Source organism: Cellulomonas terrae, assembly GCF_007990265.1.
GTDB classification, from domain to species: domain Bacteria; phylum Actinomycetota; class Actinomycetes; order Actinomycetales; family Cellulomonadaceae; genus Cellulomonas; species Cellulomonas terrae.
Map to the genome: position 1 here is coordinate 16,946 of NZ_BJWH01000017.1, position 23,830 is coordinate 40,775.

The following is a 23,830-nucleotide window of genomic DNA, read 5'->3' on the forward strand; positions in this document are numbered from 1 at the left end:
CTACCGTCGTCACCACCATGGTGGCGTCTGACCCCGCAGTCATCGACTGCACCAGCAAGGAGGAAGTGTGACCGCGCTCAGCACCGAGGCAGCCAACTTCGGCTGGCTCCTGGACAACTTCGTCCGGACCGTGCCCGGCACTCGCCACACACTCGTGGTGTCTGCGGACGGTCTTCTCATGGCGATGTCCGAGCAGCTCGACCGCACCAGCGGCGACCAGCTCGCGGCCATCGTCTCCGGGATGTCTAGCTTGACCCGTGGCGCCGCGCGCCAGCTCCGTGCGGGGGAGGTGCGTCAGGCGATCATCGAGATGGACAACTTGTTCCTCTTCCTCATGAGCGTCTCGAACGGCTCCGTCCTCGCCGTGGTCGCGGAGTCCAGCTGCGACGTGGGCCTCATCGGCTACGAGATGGCGATGCTCGTCTCTCGTACCGAAGCGACCCTCACGCCGCAGCTCATCTCCGAGATGCGTGGGCAGCTCCCCGTCGACGGCGCGACCCGCGCCCCGGTGGCCTGAGGCCACGGGGGAGACTGACGGATGAGCGAGCACATCGAGTACGAGGCCAGAACGGTCCGGCCCTATGCCGTGACCGGTGGCCGCGTGCGCTCGGCGCGCTCCGACCTGCCTCTCGAGGCGCTGGTCGAGGCAATGCCGGGTGCCGTGACGAGCCAGGGTCTGCCGCCTGAGAAGCGGGCGATCCTTCAGCACGCCGCATCGAACTACATCTCGGTTGCCGAGCTTTCTGCTCTGCTCCACCTGCCGCTCGGTGTGATCCGGATCCTCGTGTCCGACCTCGCCGACCAGCAGTACGTGCGCGTGCACACCTCACAGCCGGTCGAGGTCAACACCGGTGAGTCCCCTGCCCTGTCCCTCAGCGTGCTGGAGAGTGTTCTCAATGGCATTTCCGCCCTCTGACGCCGCTGTGGCCGCTCCGGCGGGCACGGCAGGAAGCGTCGCTCCCACTGTCGTCAAGATCGTCGTCGCCGGCGGGTTCGCCGTCGGCAAGACGACCTTCATCGGCTCCATCTCGGACATCGAGCCCCTCAACACCGAGGCCGCGATGACCGAGCACTCGGTCGGCGTCGACGACGCCGGCGGTGTGTCCGACCGCAAGACGACCACCACGGTGGCGATGGACTTCGGTCGCATCGCTCTCCCGGGGTCGCTCTGGCTCTACCTGTTCGGTACCCCTGGCCAGGACCGGTTCCTGTTCATGTGGGACGACCTGGTCCGCGGTGCCATCGGCGCCGTCGTCCTGGTCGACACCGACCGGCTCGACCAGTGCTTCCCGGCCGTGGACTACTTCGAGAGCCGTGGCATCCCGTTCGTCGTGGGTGTCAACTGCTTCGACGGCGTCGCCAAGCACCAGCTGGACGACGTCCGCGAGGCGCTCGCGATCCCGGCGCACGTGCCGGTCCTGTACACGGACGCACGCTCGCGTGCGGCCACCAAGCAGGCGCTGATCTCCCTCGTGCAGCTCGCGATGGAGCGTCTGCGCAGCCGGTGACCCTCGACGTCTCACCGCGACCTCGGCCGGCCCCTGCAGGGGGGCCGGCCGTCGTCCTGCACGGGTCGGTGCGCGATCATGGGGGAGTGTCCGCCCCGTCCTCCGGCCCGTGGCCGCGCCCGCCCGGCGACGGCGGCGTCCTGCCGCAGCCGCGGCCGGCGGGCGACGACGTGGGGCAGCCCCCGGCGGTGCCCCGTCCGGTGACCCGGGTGTACGCGGACGGGTCCGCGCTGTCGCGGTACCTGGTCGGTGCACCGTGCCGTGCGCAGTGGCTCGCCTGGACGGCCGAGCACGAGTCCCGGCTCGTGACGACGCCGCTCGGTCTGACCGAGCTGCGCCGGGTCGCGCAACCGCGCGGGATCGACGCGACGGGGGTCGCGCACGACGTCGAGGAACGCCTCGAGGTCATCCGGTTCTCCGACCAGACCCTGAAGGCGGCGACGAAGGTCTCGGGGGTCCTCCCGCCGTTCGTCGCGCTGCACATCGGGGCGGCGCTGGCGCACCCGGACGTGTCGAGCGTCGCGACGTACGACGTCCAGCTGGCCCAGGTGTCCGCCCTCCACGGCCTCACCGTGGTGTCGCCGGGGTGGCCCTCGTCCTGGTGGGAACGCGAAGGCTAGGCACGGCACGCTCCGCGAGCCTAGGTTCGGAGGATGACGGACGACGGTGGTGCACGGCCCGCGACGGTGCTGGATCCCGGAGCCGTCGGACCCGCCCCGCCGTTGACGCCGACCCGACGACGCGCCCCGGCGCAGGTCCATCTGCTGAGCCGCAGCGAGCGTGAGTCGCGGGGGTCGGCCGCCCGGGTGCTGCTCCCGCGCGAGAACCTCGCGGAGGTCGGGACGGCGACCAAGCGTCCCGACCCCGTCGACCTGCTGGTGTCGCAGGGCCGGTCCCGCGTGCCGGAGCTGCTCCCGCTGCGGTACGGGCGCATGTCGGCGTCGGCGTTCGCCTTCTACCGCGGGGCGGCGCTGCTCATGGCCTCCGACCTCGCGGCGACTCCGGACTCCGGGCTGGACGTCCAGCTCTGCGGTGACGCGCACATGTCGAACTTCGGGCTCTACGGCACCCCGGAGCGCCGGATGCTCTTCGACCTCAACGACTTCGACGAGACCCTGCCGAGTCCGTTCGAGTGGGACGTGAAGCGGCTGCTGGCGAGCGTCGAGATCGCTGCGCGCAGCATCGGTGCGGGGGACAAGGAGCGTCGCAGGATCGCGATGGACGTCGCGAAGGCCTACCGGACGGCCATCCGGGAGTTCGCGACACGGTCGAACCTCGACGTCTGGTACGCCCGGCTCGACGTCGACGACTTCCTGCGTGACCACGGCGCGTCGTTGGGCAAGGCGCAGACGAAGACGACGCAGTCGACGGTGAAGAAGGCGCGCAGCCGGGACCACCTCCGGTCGGTGGAGAAGCTGACGCAGGTGGTGGACGGTCGGCGGCAGTTCGTGTCCGACCCGCCTCTGGTGCAGACGTTGGAGGAGCTGCTCGGCGAGCAGGCGCCGGTCTTCCGGGCCGCGATGGGTGAGCTGGTGCACGCCTACCAGGGGACGCTCCAGCCGGACCGGCGGCACCTCGTCGGGCAGTACAGGCTCGTCGACATGGCCCGCAAGGTCGTCGGTGTCGGCAGCGTCGGTACCCGGGCGTGGATCCTGCTGCTGGAGGGCGCCGACGACACCGACCACCTGATCCTGCAGGCCAAGGAGGCACAGTCCTCGGTGCTGGAGCAGTTCCTCGGGGCGAGCGAGTACACGCAGTCGGGGCAGCGCGTGGTCGAGGGGCAGCGACTCATGCAGGCGGCGAGCGACGCGATGCTCGGGTGGCAGCGGACGCGCGGGATCGACGGGGTCGAGCGCGACTTCTACGTCCGCCAGCTGCGCGACTGGAAGGGCTCGGCGGTCATCGAGGGCATGCGTCCCGAGGGCTTCAGCCGGTACGGGGGGCTCTGCGCGTGGACCCTCGCCCGCGCGCACGCACGGTCGGGCGACCGGGTGGCCATCGCGGCGTACCTCGGGGGTTCGAAGGCGGCCGACGAGGCGTTCGCCTCCTTCGCGGCGTCGTACGCGGACCGCAACGAGTCGGACCACGCCGCCCTCGTGGCGGCCATCGGCTCCGGCCGTCTCGCGGCGGTGCACGGGATCTGACGGACGGTCAGCCTCGGCCGAGCGCTGCGACGGCCGCCGACACGAGCGCGGGATCCGTCGTCGTGTAGCCGGACGCTCCGCCGCCCGGCCCGCCGGACTCGTCGACGTGCCGGCTGGCGGACAGGTGCACGGCGTCGACACCGGTGCCGACGAGGGCGGGGATGTCCGCGGGCCGCACCCCGCCGCCGGCCATGACCTGGAGGCGTCCGGCCGCGTGGGCGACCGCGGCGGCGAGCCGGTCGAGGCCGTCGATGCTCCGCGGCGCACCGCCGGACGTGAGCACGCGGACGACGCCGAGCCCGACGAGGTCCTCGAGCGCGGGCTCCAGCGACGGCACCACGTCGAGCGCCCGGTGGAAGGTGACCTCGCGCCCGTCGGCGGCCTCGACGAGGCGCAGGACCGCCGACCGGTCGACGGAGCCGACGGGCGTCAGTGCGCCGACGACGACCCCTGCTGCGCCGGCCCGCACGGCGGCCCGCACGTCGCGGACCTGCACGTCGACCTCGTCGGCGGTGTAGACGAACGACCCGGCGCGGGGACGGACGAGGACGTGCACGCCGACGTGCGCCGGCAGCGCGGCGACGACGGCGTCGAGGAGCCCGATGCTCGGTGTGAGGCCACCTGTGCTGGCGAGGGCTGCGCACAGCTCGAGCCGGTCGGCGCCGAGCCGGGCCGCCTGGACGGCGCCGGCGAGGTCCTGGACGGCGATCTCGAGGAGCGTCATGCCCAGGACAGCAACGGCTCGCCGGCGGCGACGGTGTCGCCCGGACGTGCGAGCCGGGTGAGGGCGTCGGGACCCGCGTCGAGGCCCACGACGGGACAGACCGGGGAGCGTCCGCCCAGCGCGGACGGGTCCCAGCTGACGACGACCTGTCCCGCGGTGACGACCGCACCCTCGGCGGCGTGCAGCGTGAAGCCAGCGCCGCCGAGCTCGACGGTGTCGATGCCGAGGTGCACCAGCACCGCGCGCCCGTCGTCGTGCTGCACGACGAAGGCGTGGGGGTGGAGCTTCACGATGGTGCCGCCGATGGGGGAGATGACCTCCGAGCCGGCGGCGAGCGGCGGGTCGAGCGCGAGGCCGGGGCCGACGAGCTCGGCGGAGAACACCGGGTCGGCGACCTCGGACAGGCCCAGGACCTGGCCGCTCACGGGGGACAGCACGGTCAGGGTCGGCATCAGCGCAGGTCCTCGATGTCGGAGGCGAGCGTGTCCGCCTCGGGCCCGACGATGACCTGGACGGCCACACCGGACCGGACGACCGCGATGGCACCGGCGGCCCTGAGCCCGGGCTCGTCGACGAGCGACGGGTTCTCCACCTCGACGCGCAGGCGGGTGATGCACGGCTCGAGGTCGAGGACGTTGGCGTCCCCACCCAGCGCGGCAAGGATCTGCTCGGCCTTCGTCACGTCCTGCTCCTCACATCAGCTCGTCGAGATCGGTGGCGATGAGGTCGACGTGCGGCCCCACCACCACCTGGACCACGCGTCCGGAGATCATCACGCCGAACGCCCCGGCGGCACGCAGCCCCGCGGCGTCGACCCTGCTCGCGTCGCGCACGAGCGACCGCAGCCGCGTGGTGCACGGCTCGATCTCGTCGATGTTGTCGACGCCTCCGAGGGCGGCCAGGATCGCAGCCGCCTGGTCTCTGCTCTGCGGCCTCATTGCCGTCCTCCTGTGGGGGTGGTTGCCGGTTCCAGGTCACTCTCAGCGCGACGACGGGGGACCAGCGCGGGCCGTGGCGCTCGCAGCGGGACCCACACGCTGTAGCGGTCGGCGCGGTAGCAGGCGCGGGAGAACATCGTGGCCGTGTCGACGGAGTAGGTGCGGCGCTCGGCGCGCAGGACCGCGCGGGCGTCGCCGAGCCCCAGCAGGGACGCCTCGGTGTCGGTCGCCTCGTCGGCGGAGAGCGTGTCCTCGCCCCACTCGGGGGCCAGCCCGCGCTCGCGCAGCGCCTCGTACATGCTCGCGGGGGGCCCGTCGTCGAAGAGGGTGGGCGCCAGGGCGACGGGCACCCAGGCCTGCTCGATGCAGATGGGGACGCCGTCGGCGCTGCGCACCCGGTACAGGAAGTGGACCTTGGTGCGCGGCTCGAGCTCGAGCGCGGTGGCGACGTCGGGGGTCGCGGCGACGACCTGCGCGGTGAGCACGGTGGTCGCGGGCTCCATCCCGCGCCGGCGCATCTCCTCGCCGAACGTGGTCAGCCGCATCTCGAAGTCCATGCGCTGCGGGGCGACGAACGTGCCGCGCCCCTGCTCGCGGACGAGGACGCCGTCCGTCACGAGGGTGTCGACCGCCTGCCGCACGGTCATCCGGGACAGGCCGAACTGCTGGCTGAGGTGCCGCTCCGACGGGATCGCGTCACCGACCCGGAGCTCCTGCGCGACGAGGGTGGCCAGGTGGTCGCGCACGGTCAGGTACTTGTGCGCGCTGCCGTGCTCCGGTTCGTCCACGCGGTGCCACTCCTTTGCGACGACGGTCGGCGTCGTCGCGACGTGACCCTTGACACATCATGAGGTCTAGACCAGTCTGCTCGCAACTGGTCCAGACCAGACAGATCCCAGGACACCCAACGAGGAGTGCTCCATGACCACCGCCACCGCGGACGCCCCCGCGTCCACCGAGAAGCGCGGCTTCCCCGGCCTCGCCCAGCTCCAGCGCATCGGCCGCTCGCTCATGCTCCCGATCGCCTCCCTGCCGGCCGCCGCGCTGCTGCTGCGGCTCGGCCAGGACGACATGCTCGGCAAGGACGGCCTCGGCGCGAGCGTCGAGTGGATGCTGCCCGTCGCCGCCGTCCTCGGCGCAGCGGGCGACGCCCTGTTCGCCAACCTCGCCATGCTCTTCGCCGTCGGCGTCGCCGTCGGCTACGCCCGCAAGTCCGACGGCTCGACCGCGCTCGCCGCGCTCATCGGGTACCTCGTCTTCAAGGGCGTGACCACCGCGCTGTCGCCGTACATCCTCGGCGCCGCAGCCGAGGGCGAGAAGCAGGAGCTCATCAACTACGGCGTGCTCGGCGGCATCGTCATGGGCCTCGTCGCCGCGCTGCTCTACCAGAAGTACTACCGGATCAAGCTCCCGCCCTACCTCGCGTTCTTCGGCGGCCGGCGCTTCGTGCCGATCGTCACCGCCGGCGCGGCCATCCTCATCGCGGTGGCCGCCGCCCTGGTCTACCCCGCGTTCGACGCCGGCTTCACCGCGGTCGGCGAGTGGGTCACCGGCTCGGTGGTGCTCGGCGGGTTCGTCTACGGCACCGCCAACCGCCTGCTCGTGCCGATCGGCCTGCACCACCTGCTCAACTCGATGCCGTGGTTCCAGTTCGGGGAGTACACCGACGCGAACGGCGAGGTCTGGAACGGCGACATCGCCCGCTTCCTGCACGGCGACCCGACCGCGGGCGCGTTCATGACCGGCTTCTTCCCGATCATGATGTTCGCTCTCCCCGCCGCGGCCCTCGCGATCGTGCACACGTCCAAGGCGAAGAACCGCAAGGTCATCGCCGGCATCATGGGCTCGGCCGCACTGGTCTCGTTCGTCACCGGTGTCACGGAGCCGCTCGAGTTCGCGTTCGTCTACGTCGCGTACCCGCTGTACGCCATCCACGCGGTGCTCACCGGCACGTCGCTCGCACTCGTCAACGCCCTGGGCATCCGCGACGGGTTCGGGTTCTCGGCCGGAGCCATCGACTACGTGCTCAACTTCCGCATCGCGGAGAAGCCGCTGTGGCTCCTCGTGATCGGCCTCGGCTACGCGGTCGTCTACTACGTGCTGTTCCGATGGGTCATCACGAAGTGGCAGCTGCGGACCCCCGGCCGCGAGGACGACGACGACCCGGCGACGACGCCGACGACGGACGACCAGCCGACGGAGCGGGCGCCCGAGCACGTCGACGAGACGGCACCCGCCCGATGACCTCCGCGGTCGCCGCCGCACCGCTGACCCTGAGGGGGTTCGGGGTCAGCCCAGGACGTCGGGCAGGTGTCGTGGCGCGCATGCCCGACGCCCCGCCCGCGCCGTCGCCCGAGCCGTCGGCTCCGGGCACGGACCTGGAGGCTGCGGCGACCGCGGTCGACGAGGCGGCCGCGCGGGTCCGCGACGCGCTGGCCCGCGCAGCCGAGCAGGCGAGCGGCGACGCGGCCGACATCCTCGCGGTCACCGCGGCGATGGCGGCCGACCCGTCGCTCGCCGACGAGGCCCGGCGGCGGGTGCTGGAGAACCGGTCCACGCCCGCGCGGGCGGTGTGGGACGCAGCCGAGCTCGTCGCGGAGCAGCTCCGCGCACTGGGCGGGATGTTCGCCGACCGGGCGCGGGACGTGCAGGACGTGCGGGACCGGATCGTCGCGGAGCTGCTGGACCTGCGGGCGCCGGGCGTGCCCGACCTCGGCGCGCCGTTCGTGCTGGTGGCGCGGGATCTCGCCCCCGCGGACACCGCACGGCTGGACCCGGAGCGCGTCCTCGCGATCGTGACCGCGGGCGGCGGGCCGACCGCGCACACCGCCATCCTGGCGCGGTCGCTGGGCATCCCGTGCGTCGTCGCGGTGGCCGGTGCGCTCGACATCGCCGACGGCGAGACGGTGCTCGTCGACGGCTCGACCGGGGACGTCGTCCGGCACCCGGCACCCGAGGCGGTCGAGCGCGCCGCGCACGCCAGGCCGCGGCGGACCCGGCTCGAGCACCCCGGACGCACCGCTGACGGGCACGCCGTCGCGCTGCTGGCCAACGTCGGCGACCCCGCCGGTGCGGTCGCGGCGGCCGACGTCGGCGCGGAGGGGATCGGCCTGTTCCGCACCGAGTTCGGCTTCCTCGGCCGGACCGCCCCGCCGACCGTCCAGGAGCAGGTGGCGGCCTACGCGCAGGTGTTCGCGGCGTTCCCCGGGCGGCGCGTCGTGATCCGCACGCTCGACGCCGGGGCCGACAAGCCCCTGCCGTTCGTGACGGCCGCGGGGGAGCCCAACCCGGCGCTCGGCGTGCGCGGGCTGCGCACGTCCTGGGCGCACCCGGCAGTCCTCGACGACCAGCTCGCCGCGATCGCGCAGGCCGCGGCGTCGTCGTCGGCGGACGTCTGGGTGATGGCTCCCATGGTCGCGACCGCCGACGAGGCCGACGCCTTCGTCGACCGTTGCACCGCCCACGGCCTGGCGCACGCCGGGATCATGGTCGAGGTCCCCGCCGCCGCGCTCCGCTCCGCCGACCTGCTGGACCGCGCCCGGTTCGCCAGCCTCGGCACCAACGACCTCACGCAGTACGCCATGGCGGCGGACCGCGAGCTCGCCGGCCTCGCTCAGCTGTCGACACCGTGGCAGCCCGCGGTCCTCTCGCTGGTCCAGCTCGCCTGCGCGGGCGGCGTCGCACGGGACCGGCCCGTGGGGGTCTGCGGTGAGGCCGCGGCCGACCCCGCGCTCGCTCCGGTGCTGGTCGGGCTGGGCGTCACGTCGCTGTCGATGACGGCGCGCGCGCTCCCCGACGTCGGCGCGGTGCTCGCCTCGGTGACGCTGGACGAGTGCCGGGCGCTCGCTGCCCTGGCGCTCGCGCAGCGCACTCCCGACGAGGCGCGGTCGGCGGTCCGCGCCTCGCTCGGGGACGTGCTCGACGAGCTGGGGCTCTAGGCCGACTGCTGGAGGAACTGCTCCAGCACGTCGATCGACGCAGCCGCGTCGGCGTCGTCGTCGGCCGTCGCCAGCACGACCTCGTCGCCGGACCCGACCCCCAGCGTCATGATCGCGAGGATCGACGCGGTCGCGACGGGCGTCCCGCCGGTCTTCGCGATGGTGACCTTCGCGGGGAGCTTCCCGGCCGCCGCGACGAACTGGGCGGCGGGGCGGGCGTGCAGCCCCTCGGGGAGTGCGACGACGACGGAACGCTGCATGGCCTGCCTCCTGGGGCGGGTCGACGATGACCTCACCGACCATACTGGTCTAGACCATGTTCGCGCGAGTGCTTGTGGGAGACTCGTGCCGCTGCGGGCTCGTCCCGCACGGGAGGGCTGTCTGAGCGGCCGAAAGAGACGGTCTTGAAAACCGTTGGAGCGGGACAACCCCGTTCTCGTGGGTTCGAATCCCACGCCCTCCGCCGACGGTGGGGCTCACTCGTCCTCGCCCGTGGTCGGGATGACGAGGGTGGCTCGGACGGTGACCGGCCCCTCGATGCTGGGGTCCGCCGTGGTGCGGTCCGGGTGGTCCCGATAGCCGCCCTCGTCGACGTCCTCCTTGGGTTCGCCGAGGTTCTCCTCGACGGTGCCGAGGTCGTCCTCGCTGTCAGACGGTCGCGGCTGCTCGTGCGACATGGGTCTCTCCTCGGGTGCGACGGCGTGCTGCTGGGGCGCACCCCACGATCGCAGGCCGCCCCCGGCAGCCGCCGGAGGACGACGACTGAGTCGTGCCGGTCTCGCGGGTTCGTCGGCCCGGACCTAGGCTCGCCGCGTGCCCCGCCGTCATGTCCAGCTGCACGCCCGCCCGCCGCAGGAGGCGCAGGGGGAGGCTGTCGACGTGCTCGTGCGTCGCGGCCTCGACGACCTGCGCGTCGAGCTCGGGGTCCCGGACGCGTTCCCGCCGCACGTGATCGCCGAGGCTGAGGCCGCCGCGGCCGGTATGCCCACAGGGGAGCGGGCCGACGCGACCGACATCCCGTTCGTGACCATCGACCCCGAGGGCTCGAAGGATCTGGACCAGGCCGTCCACATCGAGCGGCGGGACGGCGGCTTCCGGGTGCGGTACGCGATCGCGGACGTCGCCGCGTGGGTGGCGCCGGGCGGTGCGATCGACGACGAGGCCCGCGAGCGCGTCGAGACCCTGTACGCCCCGGACGGCCGGACGCCGCTGCACCCGCCGCTGCTGTCGGAGGGTGTCGCGAGCCTGCTGCCGGACCAGGTGACGCCGGCGCTGCTGTGGACGATCGACCTCGACGCCGACGGCGCGCCGGTGGACGTGGACGTGCGCCGCGCCTCCGTACAGAGCCGCGCCCAGCTGACGTACACGGGTGCCCAGGCGGCGCTCGACGACGGGACCGCGGACGAGACGCTCCAGCTCCTGCGGGAGGTGGGCATCCTGCGGGAGGCGGCCGAGGAGGCCCGCGGCGGGATCACGCTGCCGACCCCGGAGCAGGTGGTCGAGCAGGGTGCCGACGGTGTGTGGACCCTGGGCAGCCGCGCGACGCTGCCGGTCGAGGAGTGGAACGCGCAGATCTCCCTGCTCACCGGCATGTGCGCGGCGCGGCTCATGCTGGACGGCGGCATCGGCATCGTGCGGACGCTGCCCGACGCGGACCCGCGGGACGTCGAGCGGCTCCGGCTGTCGGCGCACGCGTTGGGCGTGCCCTGGCCGGAGGGCGCGACCCCGGGGGACGTCATCCGACGGCTCGACGCCGCCGACCCCGCCCACGCGGCCCTCCTGACCGACGCGACGTCGCTCCTGCGCGGGGCGGCGTACGTGGCGTTCGACGGTGAGCTGCCGACGTTCACGATGCACGCCGCCATCGCCGCGCCGTACGCCCACACCACCGCTCCGCTGCGGCGGCTGGTGGACCGGTTCGTCGGGGAGACCTGCCTCGCGCTGTGTGCCGACCGGCCCGTGCCGGACTGGGTCCGGGACGCGCTGCCGGAGCTGCCGGGCCTGATGGCGTCGGGGGACAAGCACGCCGCCGAGTTCGAGCGCGGCTGCCTGGACCTGGTCGAGGCAGCGCTGCTGACCGGGCGGGAGGGCGAGGTGTTCGACGGTGCGATCGTCGACGTGCGCACCGACCGCGACACCGGCGTGGTGCAGCTGCGGGACCCGGCGGTGCGGGGGCGCATCGAGGGCGTGTCCCTGCCGTTGGGCGAGGACGTGCGGGTGCGGCTGACGCAGGCGTCGGTCGCGCAGCGGAAGGTGCTCTTCGAGCTGGCTCAGGCCGACTCGGCCTCCACCGCGTCGTCGACCGCACCGAACCTCGACCGCAGGTAGTCCGCGTATCCGCCGGGCGCCCGACCCGCCAGGCGCCCGGACGTGAGGACGTCGCAGGAGTCCGACGCGACGACCCGTGCGCCCGACGCGACGAGCGCGGCCACCAGGTCGACGTCCTCGTGCGCGGGTCGCTCCGGGAAGCCGCCCGCCCGCAGGTACGCGTCGGCCCGGACGCCCAGGTTCGCCCCGTGCACGTGACCGTTCGGCCGGCCGGGGACGCGGGTCGCGCGCCAGGCGGCGTGCTGGATCGGGGTGAGGTCGGCAGGGTCGGGCCGCACGGTGCCGACGACGACGTCGGCCCCGGCGTCGGCCAGCCGCACGTGCTCCAGGATCCAGCCCTCGGGGACGACGGAGTCCGCGTCCGTGCCGGCCAGCCATGTCCGGTCGCGGTCGGCGGTCGAGTGCTCCAGCGCGTCGCGCACGCCCGCGGCACGAGCGGCACCGACGCTCCCCTCGTCGAGGTCGACGAGCCGCACGTCGAGGTGCCCGAGCGCGACCGAACGCGTGCCGTCGGTGCACCGGTCGAGCACCAGCACCAGGTCCACCGTCAGGTCGGGCAGCACGGCCCGCGCCGCCTGCCGGGCCGCCTGCAGTGCACCGAGGCACCGGCCGACGAGCGCCTCCTCGTCGCGGGCCGGGACGACGACCACGACGTGCTCGATCCGCGGCCTCACGCCAGCCCCGTCCGCTGCGCCACCGACCGCGGGTCGTCGCTGTAGACGTCGAGCAGCAGGTCCTTCTCGCGGTGCTCGGCCACGTGCGTGAGGTCGGTGGTCCGGCGCAGCACGCGGTGCACCTCGTCGCCGGACAGCGGGTACGCGTCGACGGGGTGGCGCCAGTGGCAGACCAGGAGGGTGCCACCGGGGGCGAGCCGGGCGCGCAGGTCGGCGAGGACGCGGTCGAGCGTCGGGCGGTCGAGGTAGTAGCCGACCTCGGACAGGACGACGAGGTCGAACGATCCCGCGGGAACCCCGTCCGCCACGTCGGCGACCTGCACCTGCACGTGCGGCAGGCCGGCGAGCCGGCGACGGGCACGCTCGACGGCGGCCGTGGACACGTCGACGGCGAGCAGGTGGTCCGCGCGCGGCGCGAGCTCCCCGGTCAGCACGCCGATCCCGCAGCCGACCTCCAGGACGTCCCGGTACCGCTGCTCCGGGAGCACGGCCAGTGTCAGGGCTCGCTTGCGCTCCTCGTACCACCGGTCGGTGTACCCCCACGGGTCCTCGTGCCGGTCGTAGGTGGCGTCGAAGAACTCGCCGGTCAGCCGGGGCCTGACGCTCTCCTGCGCGACGACCACCTCGACGTCCCGGTCGAACGTGCGCAGGAACGCCGGGTGCAGCGTCGGCGTGTCGTGCGGGTCCGACGACAGCGGCTCGACCTGCGTCGCGTGCGCCGCGACCGCCCGGTGCTTGCGGACCACCGACCGGTCCGCCAGCTCGACCACGCGGAGCCGGTCCCACGGCACCCGCGGGTCGTCCGGGCTGGCCCAGTGCCACAGCCAGACCGGGTACTCCAGGAACGTGCAGCCGAGCTCGTCGGCCAGCTCCGCGCAGACCTCGCCGACGATCCGGTGGTCGCGGTGGCCGTCGCCCCGCCACGTCGCGACGAGCTGGTCGACGGGGCCGCCGTCCGCCAGCAGCGCGCGCAGGTCGTCCTCGATCGCGTCACGGACCTCGCGCAGTCCGCCGTCCGGGTGGCCCAGCAGGGTGATCGGCGAGGCGGGGGACAGGAGGTTCACCGCCTCGACGACCTCCGCCCAGCGGCGTCCCGCGAGGGCGTCCGCGTCGAGTGTCGGGGAGCCCGGGTGGGAGCCGCCGCCGTCGGAGACGATCACGACCTCGGCCGGGCAGCCGGCGTCGGCCAGCTCCGCCAGGATGCCGCCTGCACCGAGGGTCTCGTCGTCGGGGTGGGCGGCGACGACCACCGTGCGGCCCGTCCGCCGCAGCGCCAGCGCGGGCAGGTCCCGGAACCGGGGGTCGGCGGTCCAGGCGGCGGCGGGCGTGCCCGGCGCGCGCCCGTCGAAGGTCACCACGGCGCCGCCTCGGACGCGAGCGCCCGTCCCGACGACACGTCGTCGCGCTCGGCGTGCTGCTGACGCACGTAGACCTGCAGGTCGGCGACGCGCTTGGCGTGCTCCGCCTCGAGCGCCAGGGGTGCGGGACCGAGGGCGTGCGCCGCGCGGCCGAGCACGTCCTCGCAGACGCCCGCGACCGTCGCCCGGACCCGCTTGGCCAGCAGGCGGCCCTGCGCGGCGTCGAGAGCATGGGCATCGACGAGCCCCGCCGCCTCGGCCAGGGCGCGCCGGGCGTCCTCGAGCCGGTGGTCGACCGCCCCGAGGTGCATCGCCAGCAGCGGGTCGTCGCGTCGCGCCGCCTCGGCGTGCACCCGTCGAGCGATCCCGACCGCACCCCCGAACCAGCACGCGGCCACGCCGATCCCACCCCACCAGAACCCGGGGCGCTCCAGGTACCAGCCGGGTGCGCCGACCGGCGTCGCGGCGACGTCGTCGAACGCCACGGCCGTGCTGGGGATCTCCGTCAGCCCGCGCGACGCCCACTCCTGGTCGAGCAGCCGGACCCCGGGGTCGTGCAGGTCGACCGCGAACAGTGCTCGCCCGCCGTCGGCCAGGTGGGCCGTCACCAGCGCCGCGTCCAGCACGCCGGCCAGCGAGCACCACGGCTTGGTCCCGCGCAGCAGCCAGCCGCCGTCGTCGACCGCGTCCAGCCGTACCCCGGGACCCTCGGCTGCGAACACACCCCATGTGCGTCCGCCACGGTCGGGCACACCGGCCTGCGCGAGGATCGCGCGCGCGTCCAGGTGCGGCTCCACGGCGCGCGCGACGCCGAGGTCGGCGGCTCCCAGGGTCGCGAGGAGCTCCCACAGCTCACGCGTCGCACCCGTGCCGGGGAGCAGGTCGTCCGGCCACGGGGTGCGCAGGGCGTCGTCGACCGTGCGGGGGACGTCGGGCGACGGGCCGCTCTCACCGAACGGCGCCAGGCGCACGGCAGCATCGACCATCGTCGTCTCCGGGGCCGCTCCTCGGACCGCTTCTCGATCCGTCGTCCAGATCATCACCGCCACCCGACGCGCGCGCGACCTGGGACGACACCCGTGCGCGGACCGAGTCCCGCGTGGCAAGGTCGGAGCGTGCACCCGAGCGCCGGACCGGTCCGATGAGCGAGCTCGACGAGGTCGTCGACGACCTCTACTCCGGTGCGCCCGCCGACTTCATCGCGCGCCGGGACGCCGCGGTCAAGGCGGCGCGCGCCGACAAGGACCGCGAGCTGGCGACCGCCATCGGCGAGCTGCGCAAGCCGACCGTGTCCGCCTGGCTGGTCAACCTCCTGGTCCGCGACGACGCTGCGCTCGCCGGCCAGATCGTCGCGCTCGGCGAGGGGCTGCGCGACGCCGAGAAGTCGCTCGACGGTCCCGCCCTGCGCGAGCTGTCGAAGCAGCGCCGCCAGCTGGTCCGCTCGCTGGTCGCGCGTGCCCGCAAGCTCGCGCAGCCGACCGGGCAGAAGATCGGCGACGCCGTCGTGCAGGAGCTCGACGCGACCCTCACCGCGGCCCTGGCAGATCCCGCCGTCGCCCGCGAGGTGGTCTCCGGCCGGCTGACCGCCGCGCGCGAGTACGCGGGGTTCGGCAGCGCGGACACGTCGGACAGCCCGGCCCCCGCCGCGACGCCCGCGCCGAAGCCCGCGAAGCCGCCGAAGCCGGCCAAGCCGACGCCGGCGCGCGGGAAGCTCCGGCTGGTGGGCGAGGAGGAGCGGGCCGAGCCGCCCGGCGAGACGGCCGCGGAGCGCGACCGCCGCCGTCGCCGCGAGGAGCGCGAGCAACGCGCGCGCGACGAGGCGCAGGCAGCGTGGGAGCAGGCGGAGCGTGCGACGACCGAGGCGAGGCGTCGTCACGACGCAGCGGTCGCGGCTCGCGACGAGAGCGCCGCCGAGGTCGAACGCGCCGAGGCGGCCGCCGCCCGTGCCCACGAGGAGGAGGACGACCTCGTCCGCGCGCTCGCGGAGGCCCGTCGCAAGCTCGCCGCCGCCGGGAAGGCCGCCGCCGTCGCGGACAAGGAGGTCGGCACCGCGCAGCAGACCCTCCGGGCCGACGAGCGCGAGCTCACGACGGCGGAACGCGAGCTCCACCGCGCCGAGCGCGCGCGTGACTCCGCCGCGGCCGCCCGGGAGGCGACGGCGTCGTCGGACGGCTGACGGTGTCGGTGGTCACGGGGAGGATGGGCGCATGGCAGGCAGGGACGACGCCCCGCAGGTGCACGCGGAGACGGTCGAGGAGTGGCGCGAGTGGCTGCTCGCGCACCACGCGACCGAGTCCGGGGCGTGGCTGGTGTCGTGGAAGACCCCTACCGGCAAGCCGTCCGTGAAGTACGAGCTCGCGGTCGAGGAAGCGCTCTGCGTGGGCTGGATCGACTCAGCCGGCCGCACGCTCGACGACGAGCGCCGCGCGCTCTGGTTCACGCGGCGCAAGCCCGGCAGCGGCTGGGCGCGGACCAACAAGGAACGGATCGTCCGGCTGGAGGCCGAGGGGCGCATGCTGCCGGCGGGCCGCGCGGTGATCGACGCGGCGAAGGCCGACGGCTCCTGGACGTTGCTCGACGACGTCGAGAACCTGATCGTGCCCGACGACCTCGCGGCGGCGTTCGAGCGGCACCCCGGGTCGCGGCAGAACTTCGACGCCTTCCCGCCGTCAGCCCGTCGCGCCATCCTCGAGTGGATCGTGCAGGCCAAGCGCGAGACCACGCGGGCGGCCCGGCTGGAGGAGACGGCACGGCTGGCGGCGCAGGACGTGCGGGCGAACCAGTGGACACCCAAGGCGTAGGGCCAGGTCAGGGGCCGCTTTGGTGGTGGGCCACCCGCACGGGTACCCTGTGCTGGTCCTGGAGACGTCGCATAGCCCGGTCTAGTGCGCGACCCTGCTAAGGTCGTGAAGGCGCAAGCCTTCCGTGGGTTCAAATCCCACCGTCTCCGCCCTTCAGAACAGCCCGAGCCCTCAGGGTTCGGGCTGTTGCTGCGTCCGGGCCCGCCGGTCGACCACGACGTCGCCGACGATGACCGCGAGCAGCACCCCGTTCGACACCCAGTTCAGCGCCAGCGGCGTCATCGCGTCCCGCACCAGGAACACCCCCAGCACCACGACGACGCCGACCAGGTGCGGCGCCGACCACGGGCCGCCGGTGGCTCGTCGGAAGAACGCGTTGCCCAGCAGGTAGACGGCCGCCGCGCCGCAGATCAGCCCGGCCGTCCACGTGCTGGTGTGCCCGAGGGGGTGCTGCAGGACCAGCTCGTCGGCGACCGCGGTGAGCACGATGCCCGCGACCAGCAGGTACGGCACGTAGGTGTAGGCGGTCTGCGCGACCATCCCGGGGTTGGTGTGCGACGCGAAGTACTCCGTGGCCGACCGCTCCGCCCGATCGAAGAACAGCAGCCACATGAGCACGGTGCTGGCGAACGCGGCGAGGAAGGCGAACAGGGTGGTGGCGTCGAGCTCCAGCTCGCCGAACGCGGTCCCGGTCACGATGATCGACTCGCCCAGGCTGATGATGAGGAACAGCGAGACCCGCTCGGCCATGTGCGAGCCACGGACGGACCAGGTGGTCGGGTCCGTCGGCCCCATCCCCGGCACCCAGAACAGGGCACGGGGGCCGACGACGTCGATGAGTGCTGCGACGACCCAGAGCACCAGCCGCATCTGGTCGTCGGCGAGCGCGCCCGCGATCCAGAACGCCCCGGACACGCTCAGCCACACGGTGATGCGGAGGAAGTTGACCGCGTTCTCCGGCCAGTGCCGGCCCATCGCCCACGTCGTGAAGAGGGTCCGCCCCACCTGGATGAGCACGTACGGCACGGCGAACAGCAGCGCCTTGTCCTCGAACGCCTCCGGGATCGCGCTCGACATGAGCAGGCCCAGCCCCATGAGGACCAGCAGCATCGTGCGGACCGGCACGGTGTCGGGGTTCAGCCAGTTGGTCACCCACGTGGTGTCGATCCACAGCCACCACACCGCCCAGCCGAGGATCAGCGTGTGCACGAGGGTGGTCAGGTCCGGGTGCGCGATGAGGTCGTGCGACAGCTGCGTGACCGCGAAGACGAACACCAGGTCGAAGAACAGCTCGATGTACCCGACGCGGCTGCTGTCGTGCCCGTCGCCGTGCCGCAGCACGTCGGCCCGCATGCCCCAGCGCCCGCCGCCCGTGCCGATGCGGTTCGTGGTCGACGACATGGCCGCGATCCTGCCACGAGCGTGTGACGGCTCACGTGCATCCGGTTTGGGCGACCGGGCTCCTGGCCTGTATCGTCGTCTCCGGCCCTGCGGGGTCACGCGCCCGTAGCTCAATGGATAGAGCATCTGACTACGGATCAGAAGGTTGGGGGTTCGAGTCCCTTCGGGCGCACATCAGGAGGCGCGGTGCTCACGAGCACCGCGCCTTCGCTCGTTCTCGGTCCGCTCCCCGGCTGTCGACGACGTTCCGACGCGCCGACCGACCACGGGACTACCCCGGTCCGTCGCCGGGCCGACGCACGCGCCCGGACGATCCGCCCGCGGGGCCACGCGCTCGCGGGGCGTCGCCGCGGACAGTGAGGAGCGTGACCCTCTATGTCGGCAGGCTCCCCGAGCGTGTGCGTCGTCGCCGTGCCCGCGCGGTCGTGATCGCCGCTGTCGCGCTGCTCTGTGCCACGGTCGCGTTCGTCGTCCACCTCCTCGGCGGGCTCGCCGCGAACGGGGCGGACGACGTGCCAGGAGCAGCGACGGGTCTCGACCCCGAGCTGCAACGCCGGTTCGACATCGCGCAGGCAGCGGCGGCCACCGACGGGGTCGAGCTCAGGATGACCTCGGGGTGGCGGTCCGCCGCGGAGCAGCAGTCGCTCGTCGACGGCGCCGTCGAGAAGTACGGGTCGCTGGAGGAGGCGCGCCGCTGGGTGCTGCCGCCGGAGTCGTCGGCGCACGTCCAGGGGAAGGCGATCGACGTCGGGCCGACGGACGGCGCCCTGTGGCTGGAGCAGCACGGGTTCGAGCTCGGCCTGTGCCGGACCTATGCCAACGAGATGTGGCACTTCGAGATGCTCGCCGAGGGTGCGGCTGCCTGCCCCGAGATGCACCTGGACTCATCCGGTGGCTGGTGAGCCCCGCTTCGCCTGCACGCGGTTGCGCAGGAAGATCAGCGGCAGGATCAGCGTGCCGAGCATCGTCACGATCCACACCGTGAGCGAGCCGAACACCCACGCGGTCGTCCCGCTGATGGTCAGACCGTCGGAGACGAGGGTCGCGACGAACAGCGCGGCGACCGTCGAGACGAGGCCGACGGCACCCGTGAGCGCGTTCGCGTACTTGCGGGTCATGACCAGGAACCAGGGCGTGAGGATGCTCTGCAGGACGGCGAACACGAGGACCGCGACGAGGAACCCGGAGGCCGTCACGGTGAACCCGTCGACGATCAACGACGCGATCCACAGCCCGAGGGCCGCCGACGCCAGGAAGATGAACGCCCGGATGAGGAACACGACCATGAGCGCACCCGCTCCTTCGTCGGCGACGGGCGCAGGACGGCTCCTGGCCCTGGGCTCACAGTAGGGACTGGCCGCGCACGGGCGCCAGGGTGTGACCAGTCCGTTTGTTACGAGTGGTCGCACGGGGAGGTTCTGGTCCGGGTCGCCCGCTACCGTGGCGAGGGTGACGGACAACACGACTCCCATCGCCACCCCTGAGCACACCGTGGACGGTTTCGTCAGAGAGTTCCTGCGGGAGCTCAACTTCGGGCAGGGCACCGACCTGACGCGCGCCTCGGTGAACGACAAGTACCTGGCCATGGCGCGCACCGTGCGCCACTACCTGATGGTCCGCTGGCTGGCCACGCTGCGCCGGCAGTACCAGCTGCAGGCGAAGTCGGTCGCGTACCTGTCGGCGGAGTTCCTCCTGGGCCGGCAGCTGGACAACGCGCTGCTCGCCGCCGACCTGGACGAGGTCGTCGAGGAAGGGCTCGCCTCCCTCGGTATCGACCTGGCGGAGCTGCGTGAGGCGGAGGTCGAGCCCGGTCTGGGCAACGGCGGCCTCGGCCGGCTCGCCGCGTGCTTCATCGACTCGCTCGCGACGATGAACGTCCCCTGCATCGGGTACGGCATCCGCTACGAGTACGGGATCTTCCGGCAGACGTTCGTCGACGGCTGGCAGGTGGAGAAGCCCGACAACTGGCTGGCGCTCGGGTCGCCGTGGGAGTTCCCGCACCCGGAGTCGGCCGTGACGGTCGACTTCGGCGGGCACACCGAGCAGTACACCGACGAGTCGGGGACGACCCGGAGCAGGTGGGTGCCGGGCTGGAGCGTCCTCGGCGTCCCGTACAACTACATGGTCCCGGGCTTCGAGAACGGCCGCGTGAACACCCTGCGGCTGTGGAGCGCCCGCGCGACGCGTGCGTTCGACCTGGAGATCTTCAACGCCGGCGACTACGCGCAGGCCGTCCGGGCGCAGACGTTCGCGGAGAACATCTCCAAGGTGCTCTACCCGGAGGACTCCACGCCGCAGGGCAAGGAGCTGCGCCTGCAGCAGCAGTACTTCTTCGTCGCGTGCTCGCTGCGCGACTTCCTCGACCAGGTGCTCCCGCACGACTTCGACCTGCGCAACCTGCCCGACCGCATCGTGTTCCAGCTCAACGACACCCATCCCGTCATCGCGATCCCGGAGCTCATGCGGATCCTCGTCGACGAGCGCGGCTGGGAGTGGTCCGAGGCCTGGGCCATCACGCAGAAGTGCTTCGCGTACACCTGCCACACCCTGCTGCCCGAGGCCCTCGAGGTCTGGTCGGTGGAGCTCCTCGGCAAGCTGCTGCCGCGGCACCTCGAGATCATCTACCGGATCAACGAGGACTTCATGGCCGAGCTGCGGGAGGCCTACCCGGACGACGAGCTGCGGGTGCGCCGCATGTCGATCATCGCCGAGTACCCCGAGCGCGCGGTCCGCATGGCCTACCTGGCGACGGTCGCCGGCTCGAAGGTCAACGGTGTGGCCGCGCTGCACTCGCAGCTGCTCAAGGACAAGGTCCTGCACGACTTCTCCGACCACTACCCGGACAAGTTCACCAACGTCACCAACGGCGTCACCCCGCGACGGTTCGTCCGGCTGGCGAACCCGGGACTGTCGGAGCTGATCACCTCGGCGATCGGCGACGGCTGGGTCACCGACCTCGACAAGCTCCAGGAGCTCGAGCCGCTGGCCGACGACGCCGACTTCCGGGCAGCGTTCCGGCAGGTCAAGCGCGCGAACAAGCTCCGGCTGGTCGACGTGCTGGCCGAGCGCGACGGCATCACGGTCGACCCCGACACGATGCTCGACGTCATGGTCAAGCGCCTGCACGAGTACAAGCGGCAGACCCTCAAGCTCCTGCACGTCGTCACGCTGTACGACCAGGTGACGTCGGGCGCCGTCAAGATCGAGGACGTCACCCCGCGGACGTTCGCGTTCGGCGCCAAGGCGGCTCCGGGCTACCGGATGGCCAAGCAGACGATCGGGCTGATCAACGCGGTCGGCCGGGTCGTCAACAACGACCCCGCGCTGCAGGGCCGGCTCACGGTCGCGTTCCCGGCCAACTACAACGTGACGCTCGCCGAGAAGCTCATCCCCGCGGCGGACCTGTCGGAGCAGATCTCGCTCGCCGGCAAGGAGGCGTCGGGGACGGGCAACATGAAGTTCGCGCTCAACGGGGCCCTGACCATCGGCACCGACGACGGCGCGAACGTCGAGATCCGCGAGCTCGTCGGCGACGACAACTTCTTCCTGTTCGGCCTGCTGGAGCCCGAGGTCGCGGAGATCGTGGACCGCGGGTACCACCCGACGTCCTACTACGAGGAGAACCGCTCCCTGCGGCACGCGCTCGACCTCATCGCGTCCGGGGCGTTCTCGGGCGGCGACCGGGCGACGTTCGAGCCCATCGTGTCCAACCTGCTGTCCGAGGACCGGTTCCTGGTCCTCGCCGACTACCAGGCGTACATCGACGCCCAGGAGCGGGTCGACGAGGCGTACGCGGACACCGAGGCGTGGACGCGTTCGGCGGTGCTCAACGTGGCCCGGTCGGGCTTCTTCTCCTCCGACCGCAGCATGCGTGACTACATCGACCGGATCTGGCACACCCACCCCGTCCCCCCGGAGCGGTAACGACCCGACGACGTCCGAGGAAGTGAGCGCTCCAGCACTCACTTCCTCGGACGTTGCTGTCTCGTCGTGGGGCCTACCCTTGACGGGTGACACCCGCGAAGAAGTCCCAGGAGATGAAGGCGTCCACGGCCGCCGCCAAGCTCGACGTGTACCTGCCGGCGACCCCGGAGGACTTCCAGAACCGGATGATCACGCGTGACGAGCTGTCGGAGCTGCAGCGCACGCCTCCGCAGTGGCTGGTGGACCTGCGTCGCGACGGGCCGCACCCGCGCAGCGTCATCGCCGGGCGCCTGCGCATCTCGATCAGCGGCCTCGCTCGCGGCGGGATCACGGACCCGCTGACCACCGAGCAGATCGAGCAGCTGCAGGCCGAGCCGCCGAACTGGCTGGTCCGCGAGCGCGAGATCGCCGCCCAGGTCCGCCTGGAGGAGCGGCTGCAGGAGTCGCGCGAGGCCGACCGCAAGGCCGAGGCGGACCGCAGGGCGGCGTCGGGGAAGTCCTGATCAGAGGCCGCCGCGGGGCGGCTCGAAGTCGGGGACGAGCACGGGCGTCTCGCGGTTGAGGGACTCGCCGCGGAAGAACGGCCGCAGTGACATCTTCGCGGCGCACGCGACCATGAGCGGCACGCCGAGCGCGAGCATCCCGACGCCGATGACGAAGACGCCGCCGACGCCGCCGAAGCTGGTGTAGCCGTACTCGGGGTCGAGCATGTCCCGGGCGGAGATGCCGAACGCCCACACCATCCCGAGGCCACCGAGCACCGGGAACAGTCCGCGCAGGAAGAAGTTGCGGGCGCTGCGGAAGATGGAGCGCCAGAAGTACGCGACGCACGCGAACGCGGTGACGGCGTAGTAGAACGCCACGGCGAGGCCGAGCGACGCGATCGAGTCGAACAGGGCGTCCTCGCTGAGCAGCTTGAGCACGATGTAGAAGACGCCGGCGGTGACGCCCATGACGATCGTGGAGAACGACGGCGTCTTGAAGACGGGGTGCACGCGGGCGAACTGTCCGGGCACGGCCTTGTAGACGGCCATCGCGAGGGTGCCGCGGGCGGTCGGCAGGATCGTGGTCTGCGTCGACGCGGTGGCGGACACCGCGATGACCAGCAGGAGGACGAACGCCATGACCGGTCCGAGCATGGGGCCTCCGAGGACGGTGACGACGTCGTCGATGTTGGCCTCGTTGTTCAGGCCGATCCCCGTCGTGCCGAACCCCGCGTAGGCCTGCACGGCCACGGCGACCAGGCAGTAGGTGACCAGCAGGATGACGGTGGCCAGCACGGCGGCGCGACCGGGCGTGCGCGCGAGGTCCTTGGTCTCCTCGTTCACCGCCAGGCACGCGTCCCAGCCCCAGTAGATGAACAGGCACAGGATGACGGCGGCCGCGATGGCCGACGAGGACAGCCCGGCGGGGTTGAACCAGTCCCACTGCGGCAGCACCGCCTGCGGGCCCGCGGTGCCGGCGTAGACCTTCCAGAGCGCCAGGATGCTGAGGGTGCCGAGCACGACGAACTGGAACACGACCAGGATGTTCTGCAGCCGTTCGCTGACGAGGATGCCGCGGTAGCTCACCCACGTCATGGCCGCGATGAACCCGACGCCGAGCAGCAGGACGGCGATGCGGTTCTCCGCCACGGAGTCGAGCCCGAACGCGCGCAGGAAGTAGACGGCGGCGACCTCGGCGACGTTGGCGAGGACGATGATCCCGGAGACCGCCAGGCCCCAGCCGCCCATCCAGCCGACCCACGGGCCGAGCGCCTTCGACCCCCACGTGAACGTGGTCCCGCAGTCCGGCATCACCGAGTTGAGCTCGCGGTACGCGATGGCCGTCAGCAGCATCGGGACGAACGCGATGAGGAACATGGCGGGCGACTTCTCCCCGACCGCGAGCACCACGTAGCCGAGAGTCGCGGCGAGCGAGTACGCCGGGGCCGTCGACGCGAGGCCGATGACGGTGTTGCCCCAGAGCCCGAGGGTCCCGGAGCTCAGCCCCTTGGCGGGTGCAGGCGACTCCTCGGTCACGGCACTGCTCATCGGACCTCCCGGCTCGCGTCGTCGCGGTGCCCCCGAAACCGGACAGTACTCCCGAGAGG

Annotated in this window: 26 protein-coding genes and 3 tRNA genes; 16 read left to right on the forward strand and 13 right to left on the reverse strand. The window is 72.7% G+C overall.

Annotated elements, in window-relative coordinates; translation table 11 throughout:
- The first annotated feature begins 67 nt into the window (after positions 1-67).
- The 5 genes from CTE05_RS14640 to CTE05_RS14660 all read left to right on the forward strand — a co-directional run bounded on the left by CTE05_RS14640 (position 68) and on the right by CTE05_RS14660 (position 3,652).
- The gene (locus CTE05_RS14640) at positions 68-517 is read left to right on the forward strand and encodes a roadblock/LC7 domain-containing protein (RefSeq protein WP_028051268.1); all 450 of its coding nucleotides are present in this window, start codon (positions 68-70) and stop codon (positions 515-517) included.
- A gap of 21 nt (positions 518-538) precedes the next feature.
- Complete coding sequence (locus CTE05_RS14645) at positions 539-916, forward strand: DUF742 domain-containing protein (RefSeq protein ID WP_055916477.1); 378 nt, start codon at positions 539-541, stop codon at positions 914-916.
- Entirely contained in the window at positions 897-1,508 is a 612-nt protein-coding gene (locus CTE05_RS14650) for a GTP-binding protein (protein WP_055916480.1), read from the forward strand. The genes CTE05_RS14645 and CTE05_RS14650 overlap by 20 nt, the downstream gene beginning before the upstream one ends.
- 86 nt (positions 1,509-1,594) lie before the next feature.
- Complete coding sequence (locus tag CTE05_RS14655; protein WP_246123639.1) at positions 1,595-2,128, forward strand: type II toxin-antitoxin system VapC family toxin; 534 nt, start codon at positions 1,595-1,597, stop codon at positions 2,126-2,128.
- Between the two features lie 33 nt (positions 2,129-2,161).
- Positions 2,162-3,652, forward strand: a complete 1,491-nt coding sequence (locus tag CTE05_RS14660; protein ID WP_146847060.1) for a DUF2252 domain-containing protein — start codon at positions 2,162-2,164, stop codon at positions 3,650-3,652.
- A gap of 7 nt (positions 3,653-3,659) precedes the next feature.
- On the opposite strand, the gene CTE05_RS14665 is transcribed toward CTE05_RS14660, so the two are convergent.
- Genes CTE05_RS14665 through CTE05_RS14685 form a run of 5 tightly spaced genes read right to left on the reverse strand, consistent with a single transcriptional unit; the run spans position 3,660 to position 6,102 of the window.
- Positions 3,660-4,376: a copper homeostasis protein CutC gene (locus CTE05_RS14665; protein WP_146847061.1), complete on the reverse strand. Its 717-nt coding sequence runs from the start codon at positions 4,374-4,376 to the stop codon at positions 3,660-3,662.
- Positions 4,373-4,828, reverse strand: coding sequence for a PTS sugar transporter subunit IIA (locus CTE05_RS14670; protein WP_146847062.1), 456 nt, complete (start codon positions 4,826-4,828; stop codon positions 4,373-4,375). Before CTE05_RS14670 ends, CTE05_RS14665 begins: the two co-directional genes overlap by 4 nt.
- Positions 4,828-5,058, reverse strand: coding sequence for a PTS sugar transporter subunit IIB (locus CTE05_RS14675; RefSeq protein WP_146847063.1), 231 nt, complete (start codon positions 5,056-5,058; stop codon positions 4,828-4,830). The genes CTE05_RS14670 and CTE05_RS14675 overlap by 1 nt, the downstream gene beginning before the upstream one ends.
- Before the next feature lie 10 nt (positions 5,059-5,068).
- Entirely contained in the window at positions 5,069-5,314 is a 246-nt protein-coding gene (locus CTE05_RS14680) for a PTS sugar transporter subunit IIB (RefSeq protein WP_056589159.1), read from the reverse strand.
- A complete protein-coding gene (locus CTE05_RS14685) occupies positions 5,311-6,102 on the reverse strand; it encodes a GntR family transcriptional regulator (protein ID WP_146847064.1) in 792 nt (263 codons plus the stop codon). The genes CTE05_RS14680 and CTE05_RS14685 overlap by 4 nt, the downstream gene beginning before the upstream one ends.
- A 133-nt stretch (positions 6,103-6,235) precedes the next feature.
- Between CTE05_RS14685 and CTE05_RS14690 the strand changes: the two genes are divergently transcribed.
- Both CTE05_RS14690 and ptsP read left to right on the forward strand, forming a co-directional pair.
- Positions 6,236-7,558, forward strand: a complete 1,323-nt coding sequence (locus tag CTE05_RS14690; RefSeq protein ID WP_146847065.1) for a PTS transporter subunit EIIC — start codon at positions 6,236-6,238, stop codon at positions 7,556-7,558.
- Positions 7,559-7,638: 80 nt separating this feature from the next.
- Complete coding sequence (gene ptsP / locus CTE05_RS14695; RefSeq protein ID WP_246123640.1) at positions 7,639-9,252, forward strand: phosphoenolpyruvate--protein phosphotransferase; 1,614 nt, start codon at positions 7,639-7,641, stop codon at positions 9,250-9,252.
- Here the strand turns inward: ptsP and CTE05_RS14700 are convergent.
- Positions 9,249-9,512, reverse strand: a complete 264-nt coding sequence (locus tag CTE05_RS14700) for an HPr family phosphocarrier protein (RefSeq protein ID WP_146847067.1) — start codon at positions 9,510-9,512, stop codon at positions 9,249-9,251. The genes ptsP and CTE05_RS14700 overlap by 4 nt on opposite strands.
- A 111-nt stretch (positions 9,513-9,623) precedes the next feature.
- Here CTE05_RS14700 and CTE05_RS14705 point away from each other — a divergent pair.
- Positions 9,624-9,715, forward strand: a tRNA-Ser gene (locus CTE05_RS14705).
- 13 nt (positions 9,716-9,728) lie between these two features.
- On the opposite strand, the gene CTE05_RS14710 is transcribed toward CTE05_RS14705, so the two are convergent.
- A complete protein-coding gene (locus CTE05_RS14710; RefSeq protein ID WP_146847068.1) occupies positions 9,729-9,929 on the reverse strand; it encodes a hypothetical protein in 201 nt (66 codons plus the stop codon).
- A 136-nt stretch (positions 9,930-10,065) separates the two neighbouring features.
- Here CTE05_RS14710 and CTE05_RS14715 point away from each other — a divergent pair, with 136 nt between their 5' ends.
- Positions 10,066-11,580, forward strand: a complete 1,515-nt coding sequence (locus CTE05_RS14715) for an RNB domain-containing ribonuclease (protein ID WP_246123641.1) — start codon at positions 10,066-10,068, stop codon at positions 11,578-11,580.
- Here the strand turns inward: CTE05_RS14715 and CTE05_RS14720 are convergent.
- The 3 genes from CTE05_RS14720 to CTE05_RS14730 are packed head-to-tail and all read right to left on the reverse strand — an operon-like array spanning position 11,523 to position 14,652.
- Positions 11,523-12,254 (reverse strand): glycosyltransferase family 2 protein, encoded by a 732-nt coding sequence (locus tag CTE05_RS14720; protein WP_246123643.1) that lies wholly within the window; start codon positions 12,252-12,254, stop codon positions 11,523-11,525. The genes CTE05_RS14715 and CTE05_RS14720 overlap by 58 nt on opposite strands.
- Entirely contained in the window at positions 12,251-13,612 is a 1,362-nt protein-coding gene (locus CTE05_RS14725) for a PIG-L family deacetylase (RefSeq protein ID WP_146847069.1), read from the reverse strand. Before CTE05_RS14725 ends, CTE05_RS14720 begins: the two co-directional genes overlap by 4 nt.
- Positions 13,606-14,652, reverse strand: a complete 1,047-nt coding sequence (locus CTE05_RS14730) for an acyl-CoA dehydrogenase family protein (RefSeq protein ID WP_186814874.1) — start codon at positions 14,650-14,652, stop codon at positions 13,606-13,608. Before CTE05_RS14730 ends, CTE05_RS14725 begins: the two co-directional genes overlap by 7 nt.
- Before the next feature lie 101 nt (positions 14,653-14,753).
- Between CTE05_RS14730 and CTE05_RS14735 the strand changes: the two genes are divergently transcribed.
- The 3 genes from CTE05_RS14735 (at position 14,754) to CTE05_RS14745 (ending at position 16,562) form a co-directional block, all read left to right on the forward strand.
- Complete coding sequence (locus CTE05_RS14735; RefSeq protein ID WP_146847070.1) at positions 14,754-15,788, forward strand: hypothetical protein; 1,035 nt, start codon at positions 14,754-14,756, stop codon at positions 15,786-15,788.
- A gap of 31 nt (positions 15,789-15,819) precedes the next feature.
- Complete coding sequence (locus CTE05_RS14740) at positions 15,820-16,413, forward strand: YdeI/OmpD-associated family protein (RefSeq protein ID WP_146847071.1); 594 nt, start codon at positions 15,820-15,822, stop codon at positions 16,411-16,413.
- Between the two features lie 60 nt (positions 16,414-16,473).
- Positions 16,474-16,562 (forward strand) — tRNA-Ser (locus CTE05_RS14745).
- A gap of 22 nt (positions 16,563-16,584) precedes the next feature.
- Here the strand turns inward: CTE05_RS14745 and CTE05_RS14750 are convergent.
- A complete protein-coding gene (locus CTE05_RS14750; RefSeq protein WP_186814875.1) occupies positions 16,585-17,814 on the reverse strand; it encodes a low temperature requirement protein A in 1,230 nt (409 codons plus the stop codon).
- Positions 17,815-17,913: 99 nt separating this feature from the next.
- On the opposite strand from CTE05_RS14750, the gene CTE05_RS14755 reads away from it, so the two are divergent.
- Together CTE05_RS14755 and CTE05_RS14760 are read left to right on the forward strand one after the other, a co-directional pair.
- Positions 17,914-17,986 (forward strand) — tRNA-Arg (locus CTE05_RS14755).
- A 193-nt stretch (positions 17,987-18,179) separates the two neighbouring features.
- Positions 18,180-18,716, forward strand: coding sequence for a M15 family metallopeptidase (locus tag CTE05_RS14760; RefSeq protein WP_186814876.1), 537 nt, complete (start codon positions 18,180-18,182; stop codon positions 18,714-18,716).
- Here CTE05_RS14760 and CTE05_RS14765 read toward each other — a convergent pair.
- Positions 18,699-19,100, reverse strand: a complete 402-nt coding sequence (locus CTE05_RS14765; RefSeq protein WP_146847074.1) for a phage holin family protein — start codon at positions 19,098-19,100, stop codon at positions 18,699-18,701. The genes CTE05_RS14760 and CTE05_RS14765 overlap by 18 nt on opposite strands.
- Positions 19,101-19,263: 163 nt before the next feature.
- Here CTE05_RS14765 and CTE05_RS14770 point away from each other — a divergent pair, with 163 nt between their 5' ends.
- Together CTE05_RS14770 and CTE05_RS14775 are read left to right on the forward strand one after the other, a co-directional pair.
- Positions 19,264-21,738: a glycogen/starch/alpha-glucan phosphorylase gene (locus tag CTE05_RS14770; protein WP_146847075.1), complete on the forward strand. Its 2,475-nt coding sequence runs from the start codon at positions 19,264-19,266 to the stop codon at positions 21,736-21,738.
- An 86-nt stretch (positions 21,739-21,824) separates the two neighbouring features.
- On the forward strand, positions 21,825-22,241 hold the full coding sequence (locus tag CTE05_RS14775; RefSeq protein ID WP_246123645.1) for a DUF5997 family protein: 417 nt from the start codon (positions 21,825-21,827) through the stop codon (positions 22,239-22,241).
- On the opposite strand, the gene CTE05_RS14780 is transcribed toward CTE05_RS14775, so the two are convergent.
- Entirely contained in the window at positions 22,242-23,771 is a 1,530-nt protein-coding gene (locus CTE05_RS14780; protein WP_146847076.1) for an APC family permease, read from the reverse strand.
- Positions 23,772-23,830: the final 59 nt, after the last annotated feature.